This window comes from Stenotrophomonas sp. HMSC10F07, from assembly GCF_001807895.1.
GTDB classification, from domain to species: Bacteria; Pseudomonadota; Gammaproteobacteria; order Xanthomonadales; family Xanthomonadaceae; genus Stenotrophomonas; species Stenotrophomonas sepilia.
Genome location: NZ_KV791363.1, coordinates 1 through 18,844 on the forward strand (window position 1 = coordinate 1; position 18,844 = coordinate 18,844).

Consider the following 18,844-nt stretch of genomic DNA (forward strand, 5'->3'; position numbering starts at 1 on the left):
CGATGGTGCCGACGTTGACGTGCGGCTTGGTGCGCTCGAACTTACCCTTGGCCATGGCTGCTTATCTCGAATTCGTCTGAGAGGTGATGCTTAAGATGGTGCTCACGAAAGGAATCGAACCTTCGACCTCTTCCTTACCAAGGAAGTGCTCTACCGACTGAGCTACGTGAGCCGAGTTTTGCATTATGACATGAACTCGATAATATTCAAAGTTCATTCAATGGAGCGGGAGACGGGAATCGAACCCGCACCATCAGCTTGGAAGGCTGAGGTTCTACCATTGAACTACTCCCGCGCCGGGAATGTCACAACGTGAAACTGGTGGAGGGAGGTGGATTCGAACCACCGAAGGCGTAAGCCAGCAGATTTACAGTCTGCCCCCGTTGGCCGCTTGGGTATCCCTCCTTACCACCCCAACCCGTTGCCGCCGAAGCGTTGCGGTGTGTGGTGGTGAGCCGCTTATTCTGCTGATCAGGCGGGGGGCTGTCAACGCTTTTTTCCATCTTTTTCACACGTTGTCGCAAACCCATTGATACGCAAGGTTATTGCTCAGGGACCGGCAGGGTCTCGCTGGCGAAAATTGCGACATGGGGGACGCCATCGGCGCCGATCCAGCCCCGATACATGCCCCGGGTGTTGAACGGCATGGCCATTTTTCCGTCTGCGGCAAGCACGATCGCGCCGCCGTCGCCGCCCATCTTCGGAATCATCTCGTTGATCACGCCCCTGCCGGCCTGCTCCGGCGTCTGCCGCTGGTAGCGCATGCGCGCACAGATCTCGTGCGCGGCCGCAGTCCGGATGTAGTACTCGCCCCAGCCGGTGCCCGATACCGCGCAGCCCGCGTCGGCCCAGGTACCGGCGCCGATGATCGGCGAATCACCCACACGGCCATAGCGCTTGTTGGTCATGCCACCGGTGGAGGTGCCGGCGGCAAGCTGCCCCTGCGCATCCAGGGCAACCGCGCCCACCGTGCCGAAGTGCCTTGCGGTCTCCAGGTCGGCGTGCGCCTGGCCACTGGCCTCTTCCTTCAATGCGCGCTGCAGTTGCTGCCAGCGCTTGTCGGTACGGAAGTAGGATGGATCGACAAGGCCGATGCCCTGCTCCACCGCGAATGCCTCGGCACCCTGCCCGACCATCATCACGTGCCTGGACTTCTGCATCACGGCCTGGGCCAGCAGGATCGGGTTGCGCACCCGCTGCACGCCGGCCACCGCACCTGCAGCCAGGGTGGCGCCATCCATCACTGCGGCATCCAGTTCGTTGTGGCCGTCATGGGTGAACACCGCGCCCTTGCCGGCGTTGAAGGTCGGATCGTCCTCCAGCACGGTGATTGCCGCAGTGACGGCTGCAAGCGCCGGGCGACCGGCCGCCAGTTCGGCATGGCCCTTCAGCAGCGCCGCGCGCAACGCGTCGCGCGCAGCCTTCTCTTCAGCCGGCGACAGGTCCTTGCGCTCGACACCGGCGCCGCCGTGGATGACCAGCAACGGCGAGGCGGCCGGGGCGGCCTGGGCAAGCAACGGCAGGGACAGCAGCGCGGACAGCACCAGGCGCAGTTTCATCGGGTACATCTCCAGCAGGTGTAGTGAAAGGATTGCGCCGGTAGTGCCGGCCGCTGGCCGGCACCGGTCGCATCAGGAAGGAGGTTGCCGGCCAGCGGCCGGTACTACCGAAGCGTGAACTCAATCTCGCCGTCGCTGACGTCGGCCACGGCCTGGTAATCGGCCTCGGCCTGGAAATCATCCAGCCGCATGCGGCTGCCGCTGGCAACCACCGTCACCGGCACCGCATGGAAGCGCAGCGGCTCGCCCTCCACCAGGCGGTCGGCGTCGCGGCCGGGGCTGACCACCCAGACCTTGCCTTCGCCATCTGCGCTGTAGACCTGGGCCCGGCCATCGGGCTCAACGCACAGGGCGGTGTCCTCATCGACGCCGATGCCGACGATGTCAGGGTCGCCGCTGTCCTGGGCGGCACGTGCCACGAACACGATCAGGCGACCGAGCCGGTCACGCTTGTCGAAATGGGTGTCGGTGACCACGCGCTGCAGGTAGGGCATCTGCAGGAAGCCGCTGTCCAGGGTCACGGCACTGCCCATCGGGTCGGCCAGCGCACCGGCCGAGGTGATGCTGCCGCCATCCATGGCGCCATAGGCATAGCCGCCGAGGATGGCCAGGCCAGCGCTGGTACCGGCAATCGGCTTGCCGGCGCGCACATGGGCGTTGAGTGCACGGTTGAGTGCGGTGCCCTTCCAGAAGCGGATATAGCGGGACTGGTCGCCGCCGGCAATGAAGATGGCATCGGCCGCGGCGACCACGCGCAGCACCGCCGGATCATCGGCACCGCGGCGGCTGTCGAAGACCAGGGTCTGCACTGCGGTGGTGCCGCCGATCTCGCGGTACAGGCGGTCCTGCAGTTCGTCGCCACCGGAGGCGCGCAGAATCAGCACACGGCCATTGCCGGCCTGCTTCAGCCACCACTGGAAGGCCTCCGGCACCCACTCGCCACCGCCCATCAGCATCATGGCGGGCGCGCGCGGACCGGGACGCGGGGATTCCAGATCGCCGATTTCGTAATAGGCGAAGCCGGGGCCCTGCAGGTCCTGTGCGGGCGTGGCCAATGGCCAGGCCAGCACCAGCAGCGCCAGCCAGGCGAAGGGGCCAGGCAGGGTCCGGTCGAGGCGTCGCATCTTGATCTCCCTGAACAAAATCGACTTGCAAGCGTTTTCACTCTTTGCCAGATAGGGGCCCAGTAGTCAAGGACATGAAAAAGGCGTTAAATGCGCGCGCCCATTCCGGAAGTCTGAATGGGGGACAGGGCCCCTCCTCTGCGGGCCGGCTTCATTTCCGAGAATTCCTCATGCGTAGACAGGCGATGGCGTGGTCGATCCAGCTGGCGTTGATGGGCGTGGCTGCTTCTGCGGCGGCCCAGGCACCGGCTTCCTCTTCGGTGCAACAACTGGACGCGGTGCAGGTCACCGGCTCGCGCATTCCGCGCGCCCAGGTGGAAGGCCCCGCTCCGATCACGGTGATCAATGCCGAGCAGATCCGCTCCAGTGGCTTCACCAGCGTGCCGGACGTGCTGCGTGCAATGACCCAGAACGGCGGTGAGACGCAGAGCCAGCAGTCTTCCAGTGGCGCCGACTTCTCGCCGGGCGCCCAGCAGGTGGATCTGCGCGGCCTGGGCCCGAACCACACGCTGGTGCTGGTCAATGGTCGGCGTATTGCCGATTTCCCGATGCCGTTCAAGGGCCGCAGCAACTTCACCGATGTCTCCAACATCCCGCTGGGCATGATCGAGCGCATCGAAGTACTGACCGGCAGCGCCTCGGCCATCTACGGCTCGGACGCGATCGCCGGCGTGGTCAACTTCATCCTGAAGAAGAAGGCCGACGGCACCACGATCGACATGCGCATGGGCACCACCAGCGAAGGCGGCGGCGAGTCGTTCGACATGAGCCTGGCCAGCGGTTTCAGCCGTGGCAACTTCAACGCCGTGTACAGCGTCGAGCTGCAGTCGCAGACCCCGCTGTGGGCCTATGACCGTGACATCCAGGACTCGACCCGGGATGGCCCCACCGAGGGTTCGCGCATCGCGCGCCGTGCCTATCTGCGCACCGACTACAACGATGACTACCTGGACCCGGGCGCCGCCACCTGCGAAGCGCTGTCCGGCCAGAACCAGGGCAGCACCTATCGTGCCTACCGCCCGAAGTACGGCTACTACTGCGGCAGCGACAGCTCGATCGGCTACGGCACCATCCTCAGCAAGCGCCGCGGCGCCAACGGCTACGCGTCGCTGAGCTACGACTTCGACAATGGCCAGCAGTGGTTCGCCGACGTGCAGCTCGGCTACCACACGATGTCGCTGATGCGCGACGTCACCCAGTGGGGCCGCATGGATGCCAACGGTGATGAGTCGGGCTACTTCAACAACGAAGCCACTGGCGAGATCGAGTTCTGGCAGCGCCAGTTCTCGCCCGAGGAAATGGGCGGCCTGCGCAACGCCATGGTGCGCAGCACTCAGAAGACCTTCAGCGTGACCACCGGCTTCAAGGGCAACCTGATTGGCAACTGGGATTACGAAGCGGCGTTGAGCCATTCGCAGTACCAGTCGCGCATCAGCTGGGCACAGATCATTGCCGCCAAGGCCAATGACCTGTTCCTCGGCCCGCAGCTGGGCGTGGATGACGACGGTCTCCCGGTCTACAACGCCGATCCGTCACGCCTGTACCGTCCACTGACCCGCGCCGAGTACGACTCGATCGCCGCGCGTACCACCTACACTCCGAAGTCGCGCACGGAAACCGCCGCCTTCACCCTGACCAACGCAGCACTGTTCGCACTGCCCGGTGGCGATGCCGGGTTTGCCGCGACCGTGGAAGTGGGCCAGCAGGCCTATTCTCTGAACCCCGATCCGCTGGCGACCGGATACTACTACTACAGCTGGAAGGATTCGGACGGCAAGGGTTCGCGCAACCGCTGGGCGACGGCTGCGGAGCTGCGCATGCCGCTGCACGACACGGTCAACCTGAGCGTGGCGGGCCGCTACGACCAGTACCGCTATTCCGGACACAGCATCGGCAAGGCGACCTGGAGCGGCGGCCTGGAATGGCGCCCGATCGATACCCTGCTGGTGCGCGGCTCCTACGGCACCGCATTCCGTGCACCGGACCTGCACTATGTGTTTGCCGGACCGGGCAACGACGAGACCAGCGCCGAGGATCTGTACACCTGCCGCCTCGAGGAGGCCAGCGACTGTTCCGATTACGAGCGCAACCTGATCCGCAGCCGCACAGGCAACCGCCAGCTCGACCCGGAAACCAGCACCTCGTGGAGCGCCGGCTTCGTCTGGTCACCGGCGATCGGCCTGGACCTGTCGGTGGACTGGTTTGACATCGATATGCGCAACCAGGTGCAGGACATGGACGTGCGCACGCTCCTGGCCAACGAAGCAAACTGCCGCCTGGGCAGCGCCGACATCAATTCGCCGACCTGCGTGGACGCGCTCGCCCGCATCACCCGCAGCAACGACGGACGCCTGTATGGCGTGCGCGTGGAGCCGATCAACGTCGCCCGCGAATCCACCTCCGGCATCGACGCCGGCCTGCGTTATCGCCTGCAGACGGGCATCGGCGATTTCATCTTCAACGGCACGCACACCTGGGTGAAGAAGCATGATTTCCAGCGCTACCCCGGCGACCGCACCGAAGACCAGTTCGCGGTCAACAGTGGCTTCGACATTCCGCGCACCAAGACCAGCCTGAGCGTGACCTGGGAGAAGGATGCGTGGTCGGCAACGGTGTACGGCTCGCGCCTGGGCAAGCTGCCGACCTCGGACAGCTACGACCAGGTGTTCGACTGGGACAGCGGCGACAGCCCGTACGTGAAGGCGACCTATCGCTACAACGCCTCGCTGCAGTACCGCCTCGACGACCACTCGCGCCTGTCGCTGTCGGTGGTCAATGTGTTCAACAAGATGCCGCCGAAGGACCGTACCTACACCGCTTACCCGTACTACGACGTGTCCTGGTTCGACAGCGTCGGCCGCACGATCAACCTGCAGTACACCCACAAGTTCGGTGGCAGCGCACTGTAAGTGCCTGGCCAGCGCCGATACAGGAGACCCCCGCTTCGGCGGGGGTTCTCTTTTCCGCCGCCTGAACGGTACCCACGCGCAGGCTCCGGCCTGACCGGCCAGCGGGGGATTTTAGGAAACAGCTGATTCCGCGCCATCAGCGCCGCTCCCTAGCATCGTTGCATGTTCCGCTTTCCCCGCCCTTCGCTGCAGCAGGCCGTGCCATCGACCACCGCGTCGGTGTTGCTGCGCTGCCTGACCGTCTGCGTCTTCATCTGCCTGGCCGCCGCGGCCGGGTTCTACCTGCTCACGGCATTCACCGAAGACATCTCGACCCATCGCCGCGAGATGAATGCAGCGGCCTACAAGGCACAGATCTATTTCGACCAGCGCGAAGCCCTGCTGCGCTACCTGGGGGATTCGGTACTGGCCGGCAACCCGGATGCACCGGCCGCAGACAGCGAGGGCGTGCGCCAGCTGCCGCTGGATGGTCCCGGTGGCCAGCCGGGCCAGCGGCTGCTGCTGTCAGCGCGCGCCGAGCACACGCTGCAGGCACTGCAGACGCACCTGCTGCTGATCGATGCACGCGGCGCGCACTGGCTGGCCGGGGGCGAGGTCGACGTCGACCTGGTGCACCTGCCATCGCTGCGTGCGCTGCAGGCACGCAGCGGCAGCCTCGAGGGTGCAGACCCGGTGTACTGGCTGCGGCCGGGTGACAGTGGCGTTGCGCTGGCGCAGCCGGTACAGGCGGGCCCCCAACCGGCGCAGTGGCTGGTGCTGCTGCTCGATGGCGCGGCGGCGGCGAGCATGATCGACGGCCAGGGCATTGGCGGTTACGCGTTGCTCGACCGTGCGGGGCAGCCTGCATTGTCCAGCCAGGCACCGCGGCTGGATGGTGCGGGCTGGAAGACCCTGCGGGAGCGCCAGGACGACAGCTTCGGCACGTTGTGGAGCGGTGGCCTGCCGCGCGGCGTAGCGCTGGTGAAAAGTGTCGGCAATGACGGCTGGCGGTTGGTCTACCACCTGCCGCCGCCGCTGCTGCTGGGCGACCTGGCCGTGCCCCTGCTGGTCTGCGTGCTGTTGCTGCTGCTGGCCGGTGTTGCGCTGCGCCTGCTACGGCATCGCGTTGACCTCCAGCTGATCCAGCCGGCCCTGCAGCAGCACCGCCGCCTGCTGGAGAACCTGGACTTCAGTTCGACGGTGATCGACATGGCGCCGGTCGGCATCTGCGTCCTGCGCCGCAGCGACCGCGCGCTGCTGCTCTCCAACCAGCTGCTGCGCGACTGGCTCGGCGAAGAAGGCGAACACAGCGACTGGCAGGCACCATGGCGCGGACATGCCGGCGAACGCGGGCGTGGACTTGAATTCACCGCCCGCGATGGGCGCCAGCTGCAAGTGCTGCACGCGGCCTGCCGCTACCAGGGCGATGACGTGCTGCTATGCGTCTTCCATGATATTTCCCGGCACCGCCAGGCACAGGCCGCACTGTCGTCGGCACGCCAGGCCGCCGATGCGGCCAACCAGGCCAAGAGCGCGTTCCTGGCCACCATGAGCCATGAGATCCGCACCCCGCTGTATGGCGTGCTGGGCACGCTGGAGCTGCTGGGGCACACCTCGCTGGACGCCCGGCAGTCGCAGTACCTGCGCACCATCGAGAGTTCCTCGTCGGTCCTGCTGCAGTTGATCAGCGATGTGCTGGATGTTTCCAAGATCGAGTCAGGACAGCTCAGCCTGGAGCCGACGGCGTTCTCGCCGCGCGAGCTGACCGAGAGCGTGCTGCGCAGCTTCGCCGCGTCGGCCACCTGCAAGGGCCTGCAGATCCTGGTCTGTACCGATCCGCGCCTGCCGACACTGGTGCTCGGTGATGCCGACCGCATCCGCCAGGTGCTGGGCAACCTGCTCAGCAACGCGATCAAGTTCACCGAGCATGGCCGGGTGGTATTGCGCGTGCGCCAGGTGCAGCGCGAAGGTGAATCGAGCGTGCTGGCATGGCAGGTGACCGATACCGGCGTGGGCATCGCTGCGGAGGAACAGGCGCGGTTGTTCGAACCGTTCCGCCAGGTCCGCGGCGCAGCCAGCGCGCAGGGCACCGGCCTGGGCCTGTCCATCAGCGACCGCCTGGTACGCCTGATGAGCGGCGAGCTGCAGGTGGTGAGCGAACCCGGGCTGGGCAGCAGCTTCAGCGTCCGCCTGCCGTTGCCGGTGCTGGCCGCTGCCGAGGATGGCCCCACACTGCTGCCGGAACCACCGATCCTGGTGCGCGGCCGCGACCGCGAGCTGGTCGACAGTGCCTGCGGCTGGCTGTGTCGCTGGGGCGCCAACGCGCAGCCCCTGCTTGGTGACCCGGCGTTGCTGGACCATGACGGCGCGATCCTGATGGATGGCGAAGCCGGGATGCCGCTGGCCTGGTCGGGCCCGCGCGTGGTGGCATCGATCGAGGGCGGTGACCAGCCGATCACTGCCGCCGACGGCAGCCTGGTGGTGACCCTGCACGGCATGACCGCGATCGGCAAGGCGCTGGCCAGCGTGCAGCAGCAGCGCGCGACGCAGCCGGAGGCCACGCGCACGGCACCACCGATGCCTCTGGGCCTGCGCGTGCTGGCCGTCGAGGACAACCCGATCAACCGGGTGATCCTGGCCGAGCAGCTGCGCACCCTCGGCTGCGACGTGGAGCTGGCACAGGATGGCATGGAAGCGCTGCAGCGGTGCCGCGAGCAGTGCTTCGATCTGGTGGTGACCGACATCAACATGCCGCGCATGGACGGCCACGCGCTGGCCCGCCAGCTGCGCGATGACGGCAACCCGGTACCGGTGATCGGCGCCACCGCCAATGCCACCGCCGAAGAGCGCGAGCGCTGCCTGGCCAGTGGCATGCAGGGCTACCTCAGCAAACCCGTCGACATCGCCCGCCTGCGCAAGGCGCTCACCACCCTGCGCCAAGGAGACCCCGCATGACCCAGCGCGTCCTGATCCTGGAAGACCAGCCCTTCCAGCGTGGTTTCCTGGCCAATCTGTTCGGCAGCCGCGCCGGTATCCAGGTCGATGCCTGCGAAGACGTGGATGCCGCCATCGCACTGTGTGCCTGCCAGCCCTACGACCTGGTGGTCAGTGACCTGCTGATGCCCGGGCAGGACGGCATCCAGTTCATCCAGGCACTGGCGGCGCAACCACGCCCGCCGCGCCTGGCCGTGGTCAGCGCGGCCCCGCGGCGGATGATGACCTCGGCACGGCTGATGGCCGAATCGCTGGGGCTGGATGTGATCGGCCTGCTGTCCAAGCCGGTGGCGGCCGCCGACGTGGACGCGCTGTTCGAGGCGCTGGCGCAGGCGCGCCCGGCCACCGGCAAGGCTCCTTCTCGCGCGTCGGCGGCAGTCCCCGAAGCGGATGCGTCGCAGCTGCGCCAGGCGATGGCCGATGGCAGCCTGACGGCATGGTTCCAACCCAAGAAGTCACTGCAGTCCGGACGGGTGGTGGCGGCCGAAGCACTGGTGCGCTGGCGCCACCCGCAGCTGGGCACGCTGGCTGCCGGCAGCTTCCTGCCGGCGATCTGCCGCCACGGGCTGGAGGGCGACCTGCTGCGGATGATGCTCAAGGCCAGCATCAGCGCACAGGCGCATTGGCGCAAGCAAGGCTTCCGGGTACCGGTGTCGATCAACCTGCCGCCTCATCTGCTGGAGCAGTCGGACCTGCCCGATGAGCTGCTGGCGCTGACCCTGGCCCACGGCGGGACGCCCGGCGAGTTGTGTTTCGAACTGATGGAGAACAGCACCACGCGGCACGTCAGCGACTTCTATGCCGGTGCCTGCCGGCTGCGCATGAAGGGCTTCGGCCTGGCCCAGGATGATTTCGGGCAGGGCCTGAGCTCGGTCCACAACCTGGTCAATACCCCCTTCACCGAGGTCAAGATCGACCGCGCGCTGGTCAGTGGCTGCGCCCGTGACCCGGCCCTGCACCTGACCCTGTCGACGGTGATCGCACTGGCCAACCAGCTGGGCCTGACCATCGTGGCCGAAGGCGTGGAAAGTGATGCCGACCTGGCCGCCCTGCGGCAGCTGGGGTGCAGCCAGGTGCAGGGGTTCCTGATCTCGCAGGCGCTGCCGTCCGACGCGTTCACCCGCTTGCTGGACGAAGAAGCACCGCAACTGGACGAAAGACCGCAGGCTGCCCTGCGCTGACGCGGACTGCACGACGGCTTCACAAAATCATCAAGCGGCATTGACGATCCTGTCTGTGCAGTAGCGGTGGACGTTGCGCCGCCACCGGTGCCGATGTCCGCCCCCTGCCCTGAGACCTGCCATGCCGGCCGAGGCCGCTCCTGTACGCCGACTCGCTCGCCGCTCGCTCCGCGTCCATGCCCTGTTGATCGGCGTGGTGGTGCTGGCGACCCTGCAGGCCGGACTGTTGCTGTCGGCCGGCTCGCAGCTGTTGAACGAAGAGCGCAGCAAGATCGAGTACCACTTCCGCCGCCTGGACGGCACGTTGCGCGAGCAGGAGCGCTTCCTGCGCCAGTGGCGGCTGCATGATGTCGGCGTACGAGGGCAGCCGGTTGCCGATGCCAGCGTGGAACTGCAACGCGGTCCGTTGTACGCCAACTTCGCGGTGATCGGGAGCGAGGGGGCCGGTCGTTCGCCACCGACCGAGCTGGGCGACCGGTTCCTGCGCTTCTACGGTACGTTCTGGTCCGCTTCGCGCTACCCACCACCGCAATGCCTGCTGGTCGATGGCCAGGGCACACGCGGGCTGCTGGCACCGGTACAGATCGTCGGTACAGATGCGAGCCAGAACAGCCCGCATCACCTGCGCCCGGCGATCGCCGACATCCACCGCGCACTGGGTACGCGGCCCACGCTGCAGCGCGGCGGCATCGCCTGGGTAAGCGTGCCGTGGCGCGACCGGCAGACCTGGCTGCTCGCCATCGCCCACGCCCCGCAGGATGCGCGCCTGTGGGGCGAGGACGGCAAGGATTCGCAGGCCGCGCTGGCGTGCCTGCTCGATCCGGCACGCGTCGATGACTACCGGCAGGTGCTGGGTGTTCCGGTGTTCCAACGGCTGTCGCTGTTCGATGCCGATGGCCAGCGCCTGCTGGGCGATGCTGCAGATGCCAGCAACGCTGGCACCTCCTGGCAGGCAGGCCTGGGAGGCCTGCAGTTCCGCATGCGCAGCGAGCGCGGCTGGCTGGCGGTCTACCACGTCAGCTGGCGGCAGGTATTCCAGCACCCGCAGGGGCCGCTGCTCGGTGCGACGGTGGTGGCCCTGCTGCTGGCACTGGGTGGCACGCTGGTGCTGCGCGCGTATCGGCGTTCGGTCATCGAGCCGCTGCGCAGCAACCACGCGCGGCTGCTGGAAAGCGAAGCCTTCAGCCGCACGATCCTGGACAACGCACCGATCGGGCTGTGCCTGCTGCGCCGTACCGATGGCAATGTGCTGCTGGACAACACCCTCGCCCGCCGCTGGCTGGGTGAAGACCATCATACTGGAGGCTGGCACGGCCCCTGGCGGCGCAGCGTGCTCGCCGCTGGGGGCACCACGCTCGGCGATGGGCTGGCCTACACCACGCCCGAAGGCCGCCACCTGCTGGTGACGGCGACGCCGGCGCGCTACCGCGGCGAGCCGGCGGTGCTGTGCCTGTTCATCGATCTCAGCAGCCAGCACGAAGCCGAGCAGGTACTGCAGCAGGCGCGCCGTGCCGCCGACCAGGCCAACCGGGCCAAGAGCCAGTTCCTGGCCACCATGAGCCATGAGATCCGCACGCCGCTATACGGCGTGCTCGGCACCCTCGAACTGCTCGGGCTCACGCCACTGGATGCGCGTCAGCGGGACTACCTGGGGACGATCCAGCGTTCGTCCTCGACGCTGATGCAACTGATCAGCGACATCCTCGATGTCAGCAAGGCCGAGGCCGGGCAACTGAGCCTGGAACCCAGCCCGTTCGATCCAGTGCATCTGACCGAGGATGCGCTCGACTCGTATGCTGCCGCGGCCGCCAGCAAGGGGCTGCAGTTTTACGCCTGCATCGATGCCGACGTGCCGCCCGTGGTGTGCGGTGATGCGGCACGGATCCGCCAGATACTCAACAACCTGATCAGCAACGCGCTGAAGTTCACCGACAGCGGACGCGTGGTGGTGCGCGTCTCGGCACGCTGGCAAGAGCAGCGCTGCTGGCTGCAGTGGCAGGTCGCCGATACCGGCATCGGCATTGCCAGCGAGCACCAGGCACACCTGTTCGAGCCGTTCTTCCAGGCCAACCCGGGCACCGATGCGATGCGCGGCACCGGCCTGGGCCTTTCCATCTGCGCGCATCTTGTGGCGTTGATGGAAGGCCAGCTGCGCGTGGTCAGCGAGAGCGGCCTGGGCAGCAGCTTCAGCGTCGAACTGCCGCTGCCCACGGCGCCGTCCGATCCGCAGCAATCTCCTGCGCCGCAGTTGCCTGCGGGCCTGCAGGTACAGGTGCGGGGCGGTGTGCGCGAGCTGGTCCAATCGCTGTGCGAGCGCCTGCAGCAGCGCGGTGCACTGGCCAGCGTGTACCGCGATGAAGGCGCGGCGGGCTTGCCGTCGTCCACCGTGCTGCTCGACCTGGTCCTGGACGACGCGTTGCCCGAGTGGGTGGATGGACCGCGTGTGGTTGCCTGCCGCGAAGGCGGCGTGCGGCCCCGGCAGATCGATGGCGCCTGGCAGGTTGGCCTGCACCGGTTTGACGCGATCGTGCTCGCATTGGCTGCCGCCAGTGGCCAGCCACTGGCGGCCAGCACCGAAGGGCGCCTGCCGTCGACGCGCCGTTTCGGCCTGCAGGTGCTGGTGGCCGAGGACAACCCGATCAACCAGGCGATCCTGCGCGACCAGCTGGAACAGCTCGGCTGCCGCGCCGTGGTCGCCAGCGACGGCAATGAAGCGCTGGGCTACTGGCAGCAGGACGAGTTCGCGCTGGTACTGACCGACCTGAACATGCCGGGGCTGGATGGCTATGGCCTGGCCCGTGCCTTGCGGGTGCGTGGTGCCCGCGTGCCGATCCACGGTGCCACTGCCAACGCCGACCCGGCCGAACGCCAGCGCTGCCAGGAATCGGGCATGCAGGGCGTGCTGGTCAAGCCGATCACGCTGGAAGCGCTGCAACGCCTGCTGATCCAGATCACCCGGGGCGATGCAACGGTTGCCGCGCCACCGCAAGGACCGGAATCCACCGATACGCGCGATGATGATCTCCCGCTGCAGGTTCCCGCGAAGATGCAGGCGTTGTTCGTGCAGACCATGCAGGCTGACCTGCACAGCCTGCGCCAGTCGATTGCCAGCGCCGATCCCGCGCGCGTGGTGCAGGTACTGCATCGCATCCGTGGCGCACTGGTCATCGTGGGCGCACCCGCGCTGGTGCACAGCGGCCTGCAGATCGAGCACAGCCTTGCTGGCGGCGATGACCTGGCCACCCAGGCGGCGTCGCTTGCCCGCTTCCAGCGACGCCTCGAACAGCTGTTGCATCCGCTGCTTGATGCGGCCTCCCCTCCCCCACCTGACGACCCGACCCCGCCATGACCACACGGATCCTCATCGCTGACGACCACCCGATCGTGCTTGCCGGCATCCGCGACGTATTGGCCGGGGAACTTGACCTGGACGTGGTGGGCGAAGCGGCCGACCCGGCGACGCTGATCGAATTGATGACCCGGACCCGGCCACAGGTCGTGATCACCGACTACAGCATGCCGGGGGGCGACCGCTTCGGTGACGGCATCAAGCTGATCTCGTTCCTGCGCCGCAGCTTCCCAGAGACGCGCCTGCTGGTGCTGACGATGGTGTCCAATCCGTCGTTGGTTGCAGCGATGTATGCCGCCGGCGCGGGCGGCGTCGTGCTCAAGAGCCATGGATTGGGCAGCCTGGTACAGGCCCTGCGCGTGGTGCTGGCCGACCGCGTCTACCGGCCGCCGGGCCTGCTGCCGGTCGCGGCGAGCGAACCAGCCGACGCCGATGCGGTCCGTGCGCGCCTGTCGCCGCGCGAGCTGGAAGTGATCAGGCTGTTTACCGGCGGCATGAGCGTGGGCGACATCGCACGCCAGCTGCAGCGCAGCGCCAAGACGGTCAGCACGCAGAAGATCAGTGCGATGCGCAAGCTCGGCGTGGACAGTGACCAGGCACTGATCGAGTACTGCCTGCAGGCCTCGTTGTTCGCCTGAGGCCCACTCCAGGCTGAATCCTGCAGGCCCCGTACGAGGGCCTGCGACGGCTTTAGGAAACGCCTGATTCCATAGGACAGTGCCGATTTCTAGGCTGGACGCATCCCGCCATGGTGCGCCTGCCGGCAGCAACCGCGTCGCCGTGGGGGACGGAAGCCCGGTGGCGCCTGCAGCTGCCATCGCGTGTGGCTTCCGCAGCGACGCGGCCCTGCCGCGCCAGTCCGCGCAGCCCTGCTGCGCCCTGCCACAGGAAGTCCAACAGCATGTATGCCTCCCCCCCTCGGCGCCGCCGTGCGTCCGGGCGCGCGCGCCTCGCGCCTGCTTCCCTCCTTCCCAGCCTGCTGGCAACCGCCCTGTGGGCGGCACTGCCGGTCCACGCCGCCGATCTGACCGGGCCCCTGCAGGTCAGCGATGGCAACAGCCTGCAGCTCGGTGCCGATGATGTCCTCACCCATGGCTCGGGCAGCTTCGCACTGATCGTCACCGGCGCTGGCAGCAGCGCACTGATCGACGGCAGCCGCATCAACGTGACTGGTAATGGCAGCGCCGTGTCTGCCGCCAATGGCGGCCAGGTACAACTGCGCGGGGCGACGCTGTCGATCGCACCGGCCACCGGTGTTGGCTTCTACGCACTGTATGCCAATGGTGCCGGCAGCGTGATCGATGCGCGCGATGTCGATATCGATGCCACGCGCAACGGCAGCGGATTCGGCAGCGTGCAGGCCTACAACGGTGGCGTGATCCGTTACACCGGGGGCCGTCTTTCAGTGACAGGTACCGGTGCGGCGCTGGCCGGTGCGTCCGGCAAGGGCAGTGAACTGCACCTGGCCGATCTGCAGATGAGCGCCGACGGTGGTGCCCGCCTGCGCGCCGACAGCGCGGGCCTGCTGACGATCCGCAACAGCCGCATCACCCTCGCTCCCGGTGGCATCCTCGCCGGCGTTGCCGTCGATGGCGCGGGCAGCCGCGCCGAGCTGTATGACACCTACATGGAAGGCGGCTGGTTCGATATCGACAGTGGTGGCAGCGTGCTGCTGGAGAACGTGGAAGCGCACTCGGTGGGTGGCAGCATGCGCCTGCTCGGCAGCCGCATCAGCAAGACCTATTCCAGCGCAGTGATCAACGGCGGCAGCTTCTACACCGTCGGCGGCTATGGCGTGAACATCAACAGCTGGGGGCAGCTGACCGCCCGCGACGCCGCGTTCGATGTGCGTGATGGCTACTCCGGATTCTGGCTGGCCAGCGATGAGTCGCGCCTGCAGCTGACCGACAGCACCATCGACACCTGGACCGACACCTACGGCTACGGTGTCGAGATCGCTGGCGGTGTCGCCACCGTGCAGGGCGGCCGGATCACCACGCACGGCGATGCGACCTATGGCGTACGCGTGACCGGTTCCACCGGCAGCACCGCCAGCCGCATTGAAGCCACCGGAAGCGTGATCGACGTGCGCGGCAACGGGGGTGGCGGCGTGTTCATCGGTGGCTCCACCGCCACCGCGCTGCTCGACACCGTTGCGATCCGCGGCGACGGCGAGAACGTGTTCGGCATCGTGCACATGAACACCGCGCGGCTGACCCAGGCCGATCGCCTGGACATCCGCATGACCGGCAGCAACAGCGGTGGCTACCGCTCCTACCTGACCGCGTTCGGCCCGTACTGGAACCGCGCCACCTTCAATGACAGCCACATCGAGACCGCCAGCGGCGCCGCGTTCTGGCTGCAGGGCAGCAACCATGCGTTGACCGTCAATGGCAGCGATGTGACCGCAGGCGACGGCAGCGGGCGCCTGCTGCGCGTCAGCGACACGGTGTTCACCGATGGCAGCAGCGTGGCGACCAGCCGCATCGACTTCAGCGCCGACGCCAGCACGCTGCGCGGTGACGTGGTGGTCGACAGCGCAACGGCTGACGTACGCATGGTGCTGGGCAACGGCACCACGTTCAGCGGTGCTCTGCGCAACGACTCCGGCTACCAGGTCGCACACCTTGCGCTGGATGGCAGCAGCCAGTGGAACGTGCGTGCCAGTTCCAGCGTAGGCGCGCTCGAACACGCCGGCACCATCGCCTTCGATACCCCGGCGGCGGGCGGCTTCAAGACCGTCACTGTCAGCGGCGACTATGTGGGCAACGGGGGCCAGTGGATCTTCAACCGTGCACTGGGTGACGACACTTCGCTGGGCGACCAGCTGGTCATCAATGGCAACAGCAGCGGCACTGCCAGCGTGAGCGTGCGCAATGCCGGCGGTGCCGGTGCACTGACGCAGGAGGGTATCCGCCTGATCACCGTTGGCGGCCAGTCCGATGCACAGTTCAGCCTGCAGGGACGCGCGGTCGCCGGTGCCTACGACTACTTCCTGTTCAAGGGCGGCGTGTCGACCCCGGATGATGGCAACTGGTACCTGCGTTCGGAATACGTGCCACCCGTCGATCCGCCGGAACCGCCGGAACCGCCGATTGATCCGCCGCAGCCACCGGAACCGCCGGTCGACCCGCCGTCACCGCCGGAACCGCCGGTCGACCCGCCGTTGCCGCCGGAACCGCCGATCGACCCGCCGCGCCCGCAGGTGGAACGCCCGGAACCGGCGGCTTACCTGGCCAACCGCAACGCCGCGCTGGGCATGTTCCGGCACAGCCTGCACGACCGCGCCGGTGACCCCGCCGCCGAGGCCGGCGCCAGCAGCGATGCCGTGGCCTGGATGCATCTTCGCAGCGCGCAGCCCGACAGCCACGACCGCAACCGCCAGGTCCAGGTCGATGGGCAGATCAGCAGCGTGCTGGTCGGCGTCGGCCGTCGCTTCGAGGTGGGCGGCGCGGGCGAACTGCAGGCAGGTGCGATGCTCGGCCACGGCCGCGCGCGCAATGACAGCCGCTCGCAGGTGACCGGCTACACCGCGCGTGGCGTGGTCACCGGCACCAGTGTGGGTGCCTATGCCACCTGGCTGCAGGATGCACGCATGCAAGGCGGCGCCTATGTGGATGGTTGGCTGCAGTACGGCCGCTTCCGCAACAGCGTGCAGGGCGATGGACTGCAGAAGGAACGTTATGACGCCCGCAACTGGAGTGCATCGGCCGAAGCTGGCTATGTGCTGCCCCTGCGGCGCACCGCGCAGCGCGGCATCTACCTGCAACCGCAACTGCAGGTGGTGCACAGCCGCTATGACAGCGACCGCGTGGTCGAGGCCAACGGCACGGTGGTCGAGGACCGCGGTGGCGGCGAGACCAGCACTCGCCTCGGCCTGCGCCTGTACAGCCGTGGGTTGAGCGCGGCGCAGGGTCAGGTGCATCCGTACGTGGCAGTGAACTGGTGGTCCGGCGGCAATGGCGCGGGCCTGGCGATGGACGGTGAACGGCTGCAGCGGCAGTTACCGCGCGACATCTACGAGGCCAAGGCCGGTGTACAGGTGGATCTGTCCGGCGGCTGGCGCGGCTGGGGCGAACTGAGCCGGCAGAGCGGCGGCATGGGCTTCCGCGACGTCGGTGCCCAGCTGGGCGTGTCGTACACCTGGTGATGCGGGAAGTGCCCGGCAAGGGAGTGCCGGGCGCTTTTTCCACATGCCGCGTGGAAAGCGATGGGAGTTTGGTGTGGACAAGTGGCGGTGAGCTCCACGCACCAAGCGTTTCAGGGAGTGGCGTTTTTTTGTCCACGCCCATGCGCGGTTTTCCACATCCGCCGTGGAGAGTGATTGGGATTTGGTGTGGACAAGTGGGTGCGAGCATTGCGCCGCAAACGTTTCAGTATGTGGTGAAATTTTATCCATTGCCCGGGGTCGGATCCCATTCCACGGGAATGGGATCCGCCCCCACCGGTTTTCCACATCACGCGTGGAAAGCGGTGGGGGTTTGGTGTGGATAAGCGCCTGCGAGCCTTGTGCAACAGCTGTTTCCCCACGTGGCACTTATTTGTCCAGCCGCGAAAACGCGAACGCCCCGCACAGGGCGGGGCGTCCGGGGTCGATCCGTTGCCGCCGGATCAGACGTTGAAGCGGAAGTGCAGGATATCGCCTTCCTGCACGCGGTATTCCTTGCCTTCCAGGCGCAGGCGACCGGCTTCCTTGGCGCCGGCTTCGCCCTTGTACTTGATGAAGTCGTCATACGCGATGGTTTCGGCGCGGATGAAGCCCTTCTCGAAGTCGGTGTGGATGACCGCGGCGGCCTGCGGGGCAGTGGCGCCCTTGCGCACGGTCCACGCACGGACTTCCTTCACGCCAGCGGTGAAGTAGGTCTGCAGGCCGAGCAGGCTGTAGGCCGCGTTGATCACGCGGTTCAAGCCCGGCTCGCTCAGGCCCAGGTCGGCCAGGAAGGTATCGCGGTCCTCGTCGTCAAGCTGGGACAGCTCTTCTTCGATCGCGGCCGACACCGGTACCACCTGCGCGCCTTCTGCGGCGGCATGCGCGCGCACGGCTTCCAGGTGCGGGTTGTTCTCGAAACCGTCTTCCAGCACGTTGGCGATGTACATCACCGGCTTCAGGGTGAGCAGGAACAGGTCGCGCACCAGCGCCTTCTCTTCCTCGTCCAGGCCGGCCGAGCGGCCGGCCTTGCCCTCCGACAGCGCCGCCTGCAGCTTGGCCAGTACCGGCTTGCGCGCCGCTGCATCCTTGTCGCCGCCCTTGGCCGCACGCTCGGCACGGTTCAGTGCCTTCTCGACGCTGTCCAGGTCGGCCAGGGCCAGTTCGGTATCGATGGTTTCGATGTCCGAGATCGGATCGACCTTGCCGGCCACGTGCACGATGTCGCCGTGCTCGAAGCAGCGCACCACGTGAGTGATCGCATCGACTTCGCGGATGTGTGCCAGGAACTTGTTGCCCAGGCCTTCACCGCTGGCGGCGCCGGCTACGAGGCCGGCGATGTCGACGAACTCGACCGCGGTCGGGATGACCTTCTGCGGGTTGATGATGCCCGCCAGCTCGTTCAGGCGCGGATCCGGTACCGGCACGATGCCGACGTTCGGCTCGATGGTGCAGAACGGGAAGTTCGCCGCGGCGATACCCGCCTTGGTCAGCGCATTGAACAGGGTCGACTTGCCGACGTTGGGCAGGCCGACGATGCCGCATTTGATACCCATGGGTGACAGCTCTCTGGGGTGAAAGTGATTGGGGAAACAGCGACCT

General features: G+C 67.2%; 9 protein-coding genes and 3 tRNA genes. 6 read left to right on the forward strand and 6 right to left on the reverse strand.

Annotation, left to right across the window (positions count from 1 at the left end; translation table 11 throughout):
• Positions 1-96: 96 nt before the first annotated feature.
• The 5 genes from HMPREF3114_RS07980 to HMPREF3114_RS08000 all read right to left on the reverse strand — a co-directional run bounded on the left by HMPREF3114_RS07980 (position 97) and on the right by HMPREF3114_RS08000 (position 2,683).
• Positions 97-172: transfer RNA gene (locus tag HMPREF3114_RS07980), tRNA-Thr, on the reverse strand.
• A gap of 49 nt (positions 173-221) precedes the next feature.
• Positions 222-295: transfer RNA gene (locus HMPREF3114_RS07985), tRNA-Gly, on the reverse strand.
• 24 nt (positions 296-319) lie between these two features.
• Positions 320-405: transfer RNA gene (locus HMPREF3114_RS07990), tRNA-Tyr, on the reverse strand.
• A gap of 137 nt (positions 406-542) precedes the next feature.
• Complete coding sequence (locus HMPREF3114_RS07995) at positions 543-1,559, reverse strand: isoaspartyl peptidase/L-asparaginase family protein (protein WP_070489516.1); 1,017 nt, start codon at positions 1,557-1,559, stop codon at positions 543-545.
• Between the two features lie 104 nt (positions 1,560-1,663).
• The gene (locus HMPREF3114_RS08000; protein ID WP_053499349.1) at positions 1,664-2,683 is read right to left on the reverse strand and encodes a cyanophycinase; all 1,020 of its coding nucleotides are present in this window, start codon (positions 2,681-2,683) and stop codon (positions 1,664-1,666) included.
• Positions 2,684-2,853: 170 nt separating this feature from the next.
• Here HMPREF3114_RS08000 and HMPREF3114_RS08005 point away from each other — a divergent pair, with 170 nt between their 5' ends.
• The 6 genes from HMPREF3114_RS08005 (at position 2,854) to HMPREF3114_RS08030 (ending at position 17,245) form a co-directional block, all read left to right on the forward strand.
• Positions 2,854-5,592, forward strand: coding sequence for a TonB-dependent receptor plug domain-containing protein (locus tag HMPREF3114_RS08005; RefSeq protein ID WP_070489518.1), 2,739 nt, complete (start codon positions 2,854-2,856; stop codon positions 5,590-5,592).
• Positions 5,593-5,754: 162 nt separating this feature from the next.
• Positions 5,755-8,526: a response regulator gene (locus HMPREF3114_RS08010; RefSeq protein ID WP_070489520.1), complete on the forward strand. Its 2,772-nt coding sequence runs from the start codon at positions 5,755-5,757 to the stop codon at positions 8,524-8,526.
• Entirely contained in the window at positions 8,523-9,746 is a 1,224-nt protein-coding gene (locus HMPREF3114_RS08015; RefSeq protein WP_053499343.1) for an EAL domain-containing response regulator, read from the forward strand. The genes HMPREF3114_RS08010 and HMPREF3114_RS08015 overlap by 4 nt, the downstream gene beginning before the upstream one ends.
• 121 nt (positions 9,747-9,867) lie before the next feature.
• Positions 9,868-13,095: a hybrid sensor histidine kinase/response regulator gene (locus HMPREF3114_RS08020; RefSeq protein ID WP_053499341.1), complete on the forward strand. Its 3,228-nt coding sequence runs from the start codon at positions 9,868-9,870 to the stop codon at positions 13,093-13,095.
• On the forward strand, positions 13,092-13,733 hold the full coding sequence (locus HMPREF3114_RS08025) for a response regulator (RefSeq protein WP_049416983.1): 642 nt from the start codon (positions 13,092-13,094) through the stop codon (positions 13,731-13,733). Before HMPREF3114_RS08020 ends, HMPREF3114_RS08025 begins: the two co-directional genes overlap by 4 nt.
• A gap of 263 nt (positions 13,734-13,996) precedes the next feature.
• A complete protein-coding gene (locus tag HMPREF3114_RS08030) occupies positions 13,997-17,245 on the forward strand; it encodes an autotransporter family protein (RefSeq protein WP_070489521.1) in 3,249 nt (1,082 codons plus the stop codon).
• 461 nt (positions 17,246-17,706) lie between these two features.
• On the opposite strand, the gene ychF is transcribed toward HMPREF3114_RS08030, so the two are convergent.
• Positions 17,707-18,798 carry a redox-regulated ATPase YchF gene (ychF, locus tag HMPREF3114_RS08035; protein WP_005415403.1) on the reverse strand — a complete coding sequence of 364 codons (1,092 nt, stop codon included), beginning with the start codon at positions 18,796-18,798 and terminating at the stop codon, positions 17,707-17,709.
• Positions 18,799-18,844: the final 46 nt, after the last annotated feature.

Bases quoted from the DNA above. Each gene is read 5' to 3' on its own strand.
- HMPREF3114_RS07995 (WP_070489516.1), bottom strand. From the start codon at position 1,559: ATGAAACTGCGCCTGGTGCTGTCCGCGCTGCTGTCCCTGCCGTTGCTT.
- HMPREF3114_RS08025 (WP_049416983.1), top strand. From the start codon at position 13,092: ATGACCACACGGATCCTCATCGCTGACGACCACCCGATCGTGCTTGCC.
- HMPREF3114_RS08020 (WP_053499341.1), top strand. From the start codon at position 9,868: ATGCCGGCCGAGGCCGCTCCTGTACGCCGACTCGCTCGCCGCTCGCTC.
- HMPREF3114_RS08010 (WP_070489520.1), top strand. From the start codon at position 5,755: ATGTTCCGCTTTCCCCGCCCTTCGCTGCAGCAGGCCGTGCCATCGACC.
- ychF (WP_005415403.1), bottom strand. From the start codon at position 18,798: ATGGGTATCAAATGCGGCATCGTCGGCCTGCCCAACGTCGGCAAGTCG.
- HMPREF3114_RS08015 (WP_053499343.1), top strand. From the start codon at position 8,523: ATGACCCAGCGCGTCCTGATCCTGGAAGACCAGCCCTTCCAGCGTGGT.
- HMPREF3114_RS08005 (WP_070489518.1), top strand. From the start codon at position 2,854: ATGCGTAGACAGGCGATGGCGTGGTCGATCCAGCTGGCGTTGATGGGC.
- HMPREF3114_RS08030 (WP_070489521.1), top strand. From the start codon at position 13,997: ATGTATGCCTCCCCCCCTCGGCGCCGCCGTGCGTCCGGGCGCGCGCGC.
- HMPREF3114_RS08000 (WP_053499349.1), bottom strand. From the start codon at position 2,683: ATGCGACGCCTCGACCGGACCCTGCCTGGCCCCTTCGCCTGGCTGGCG.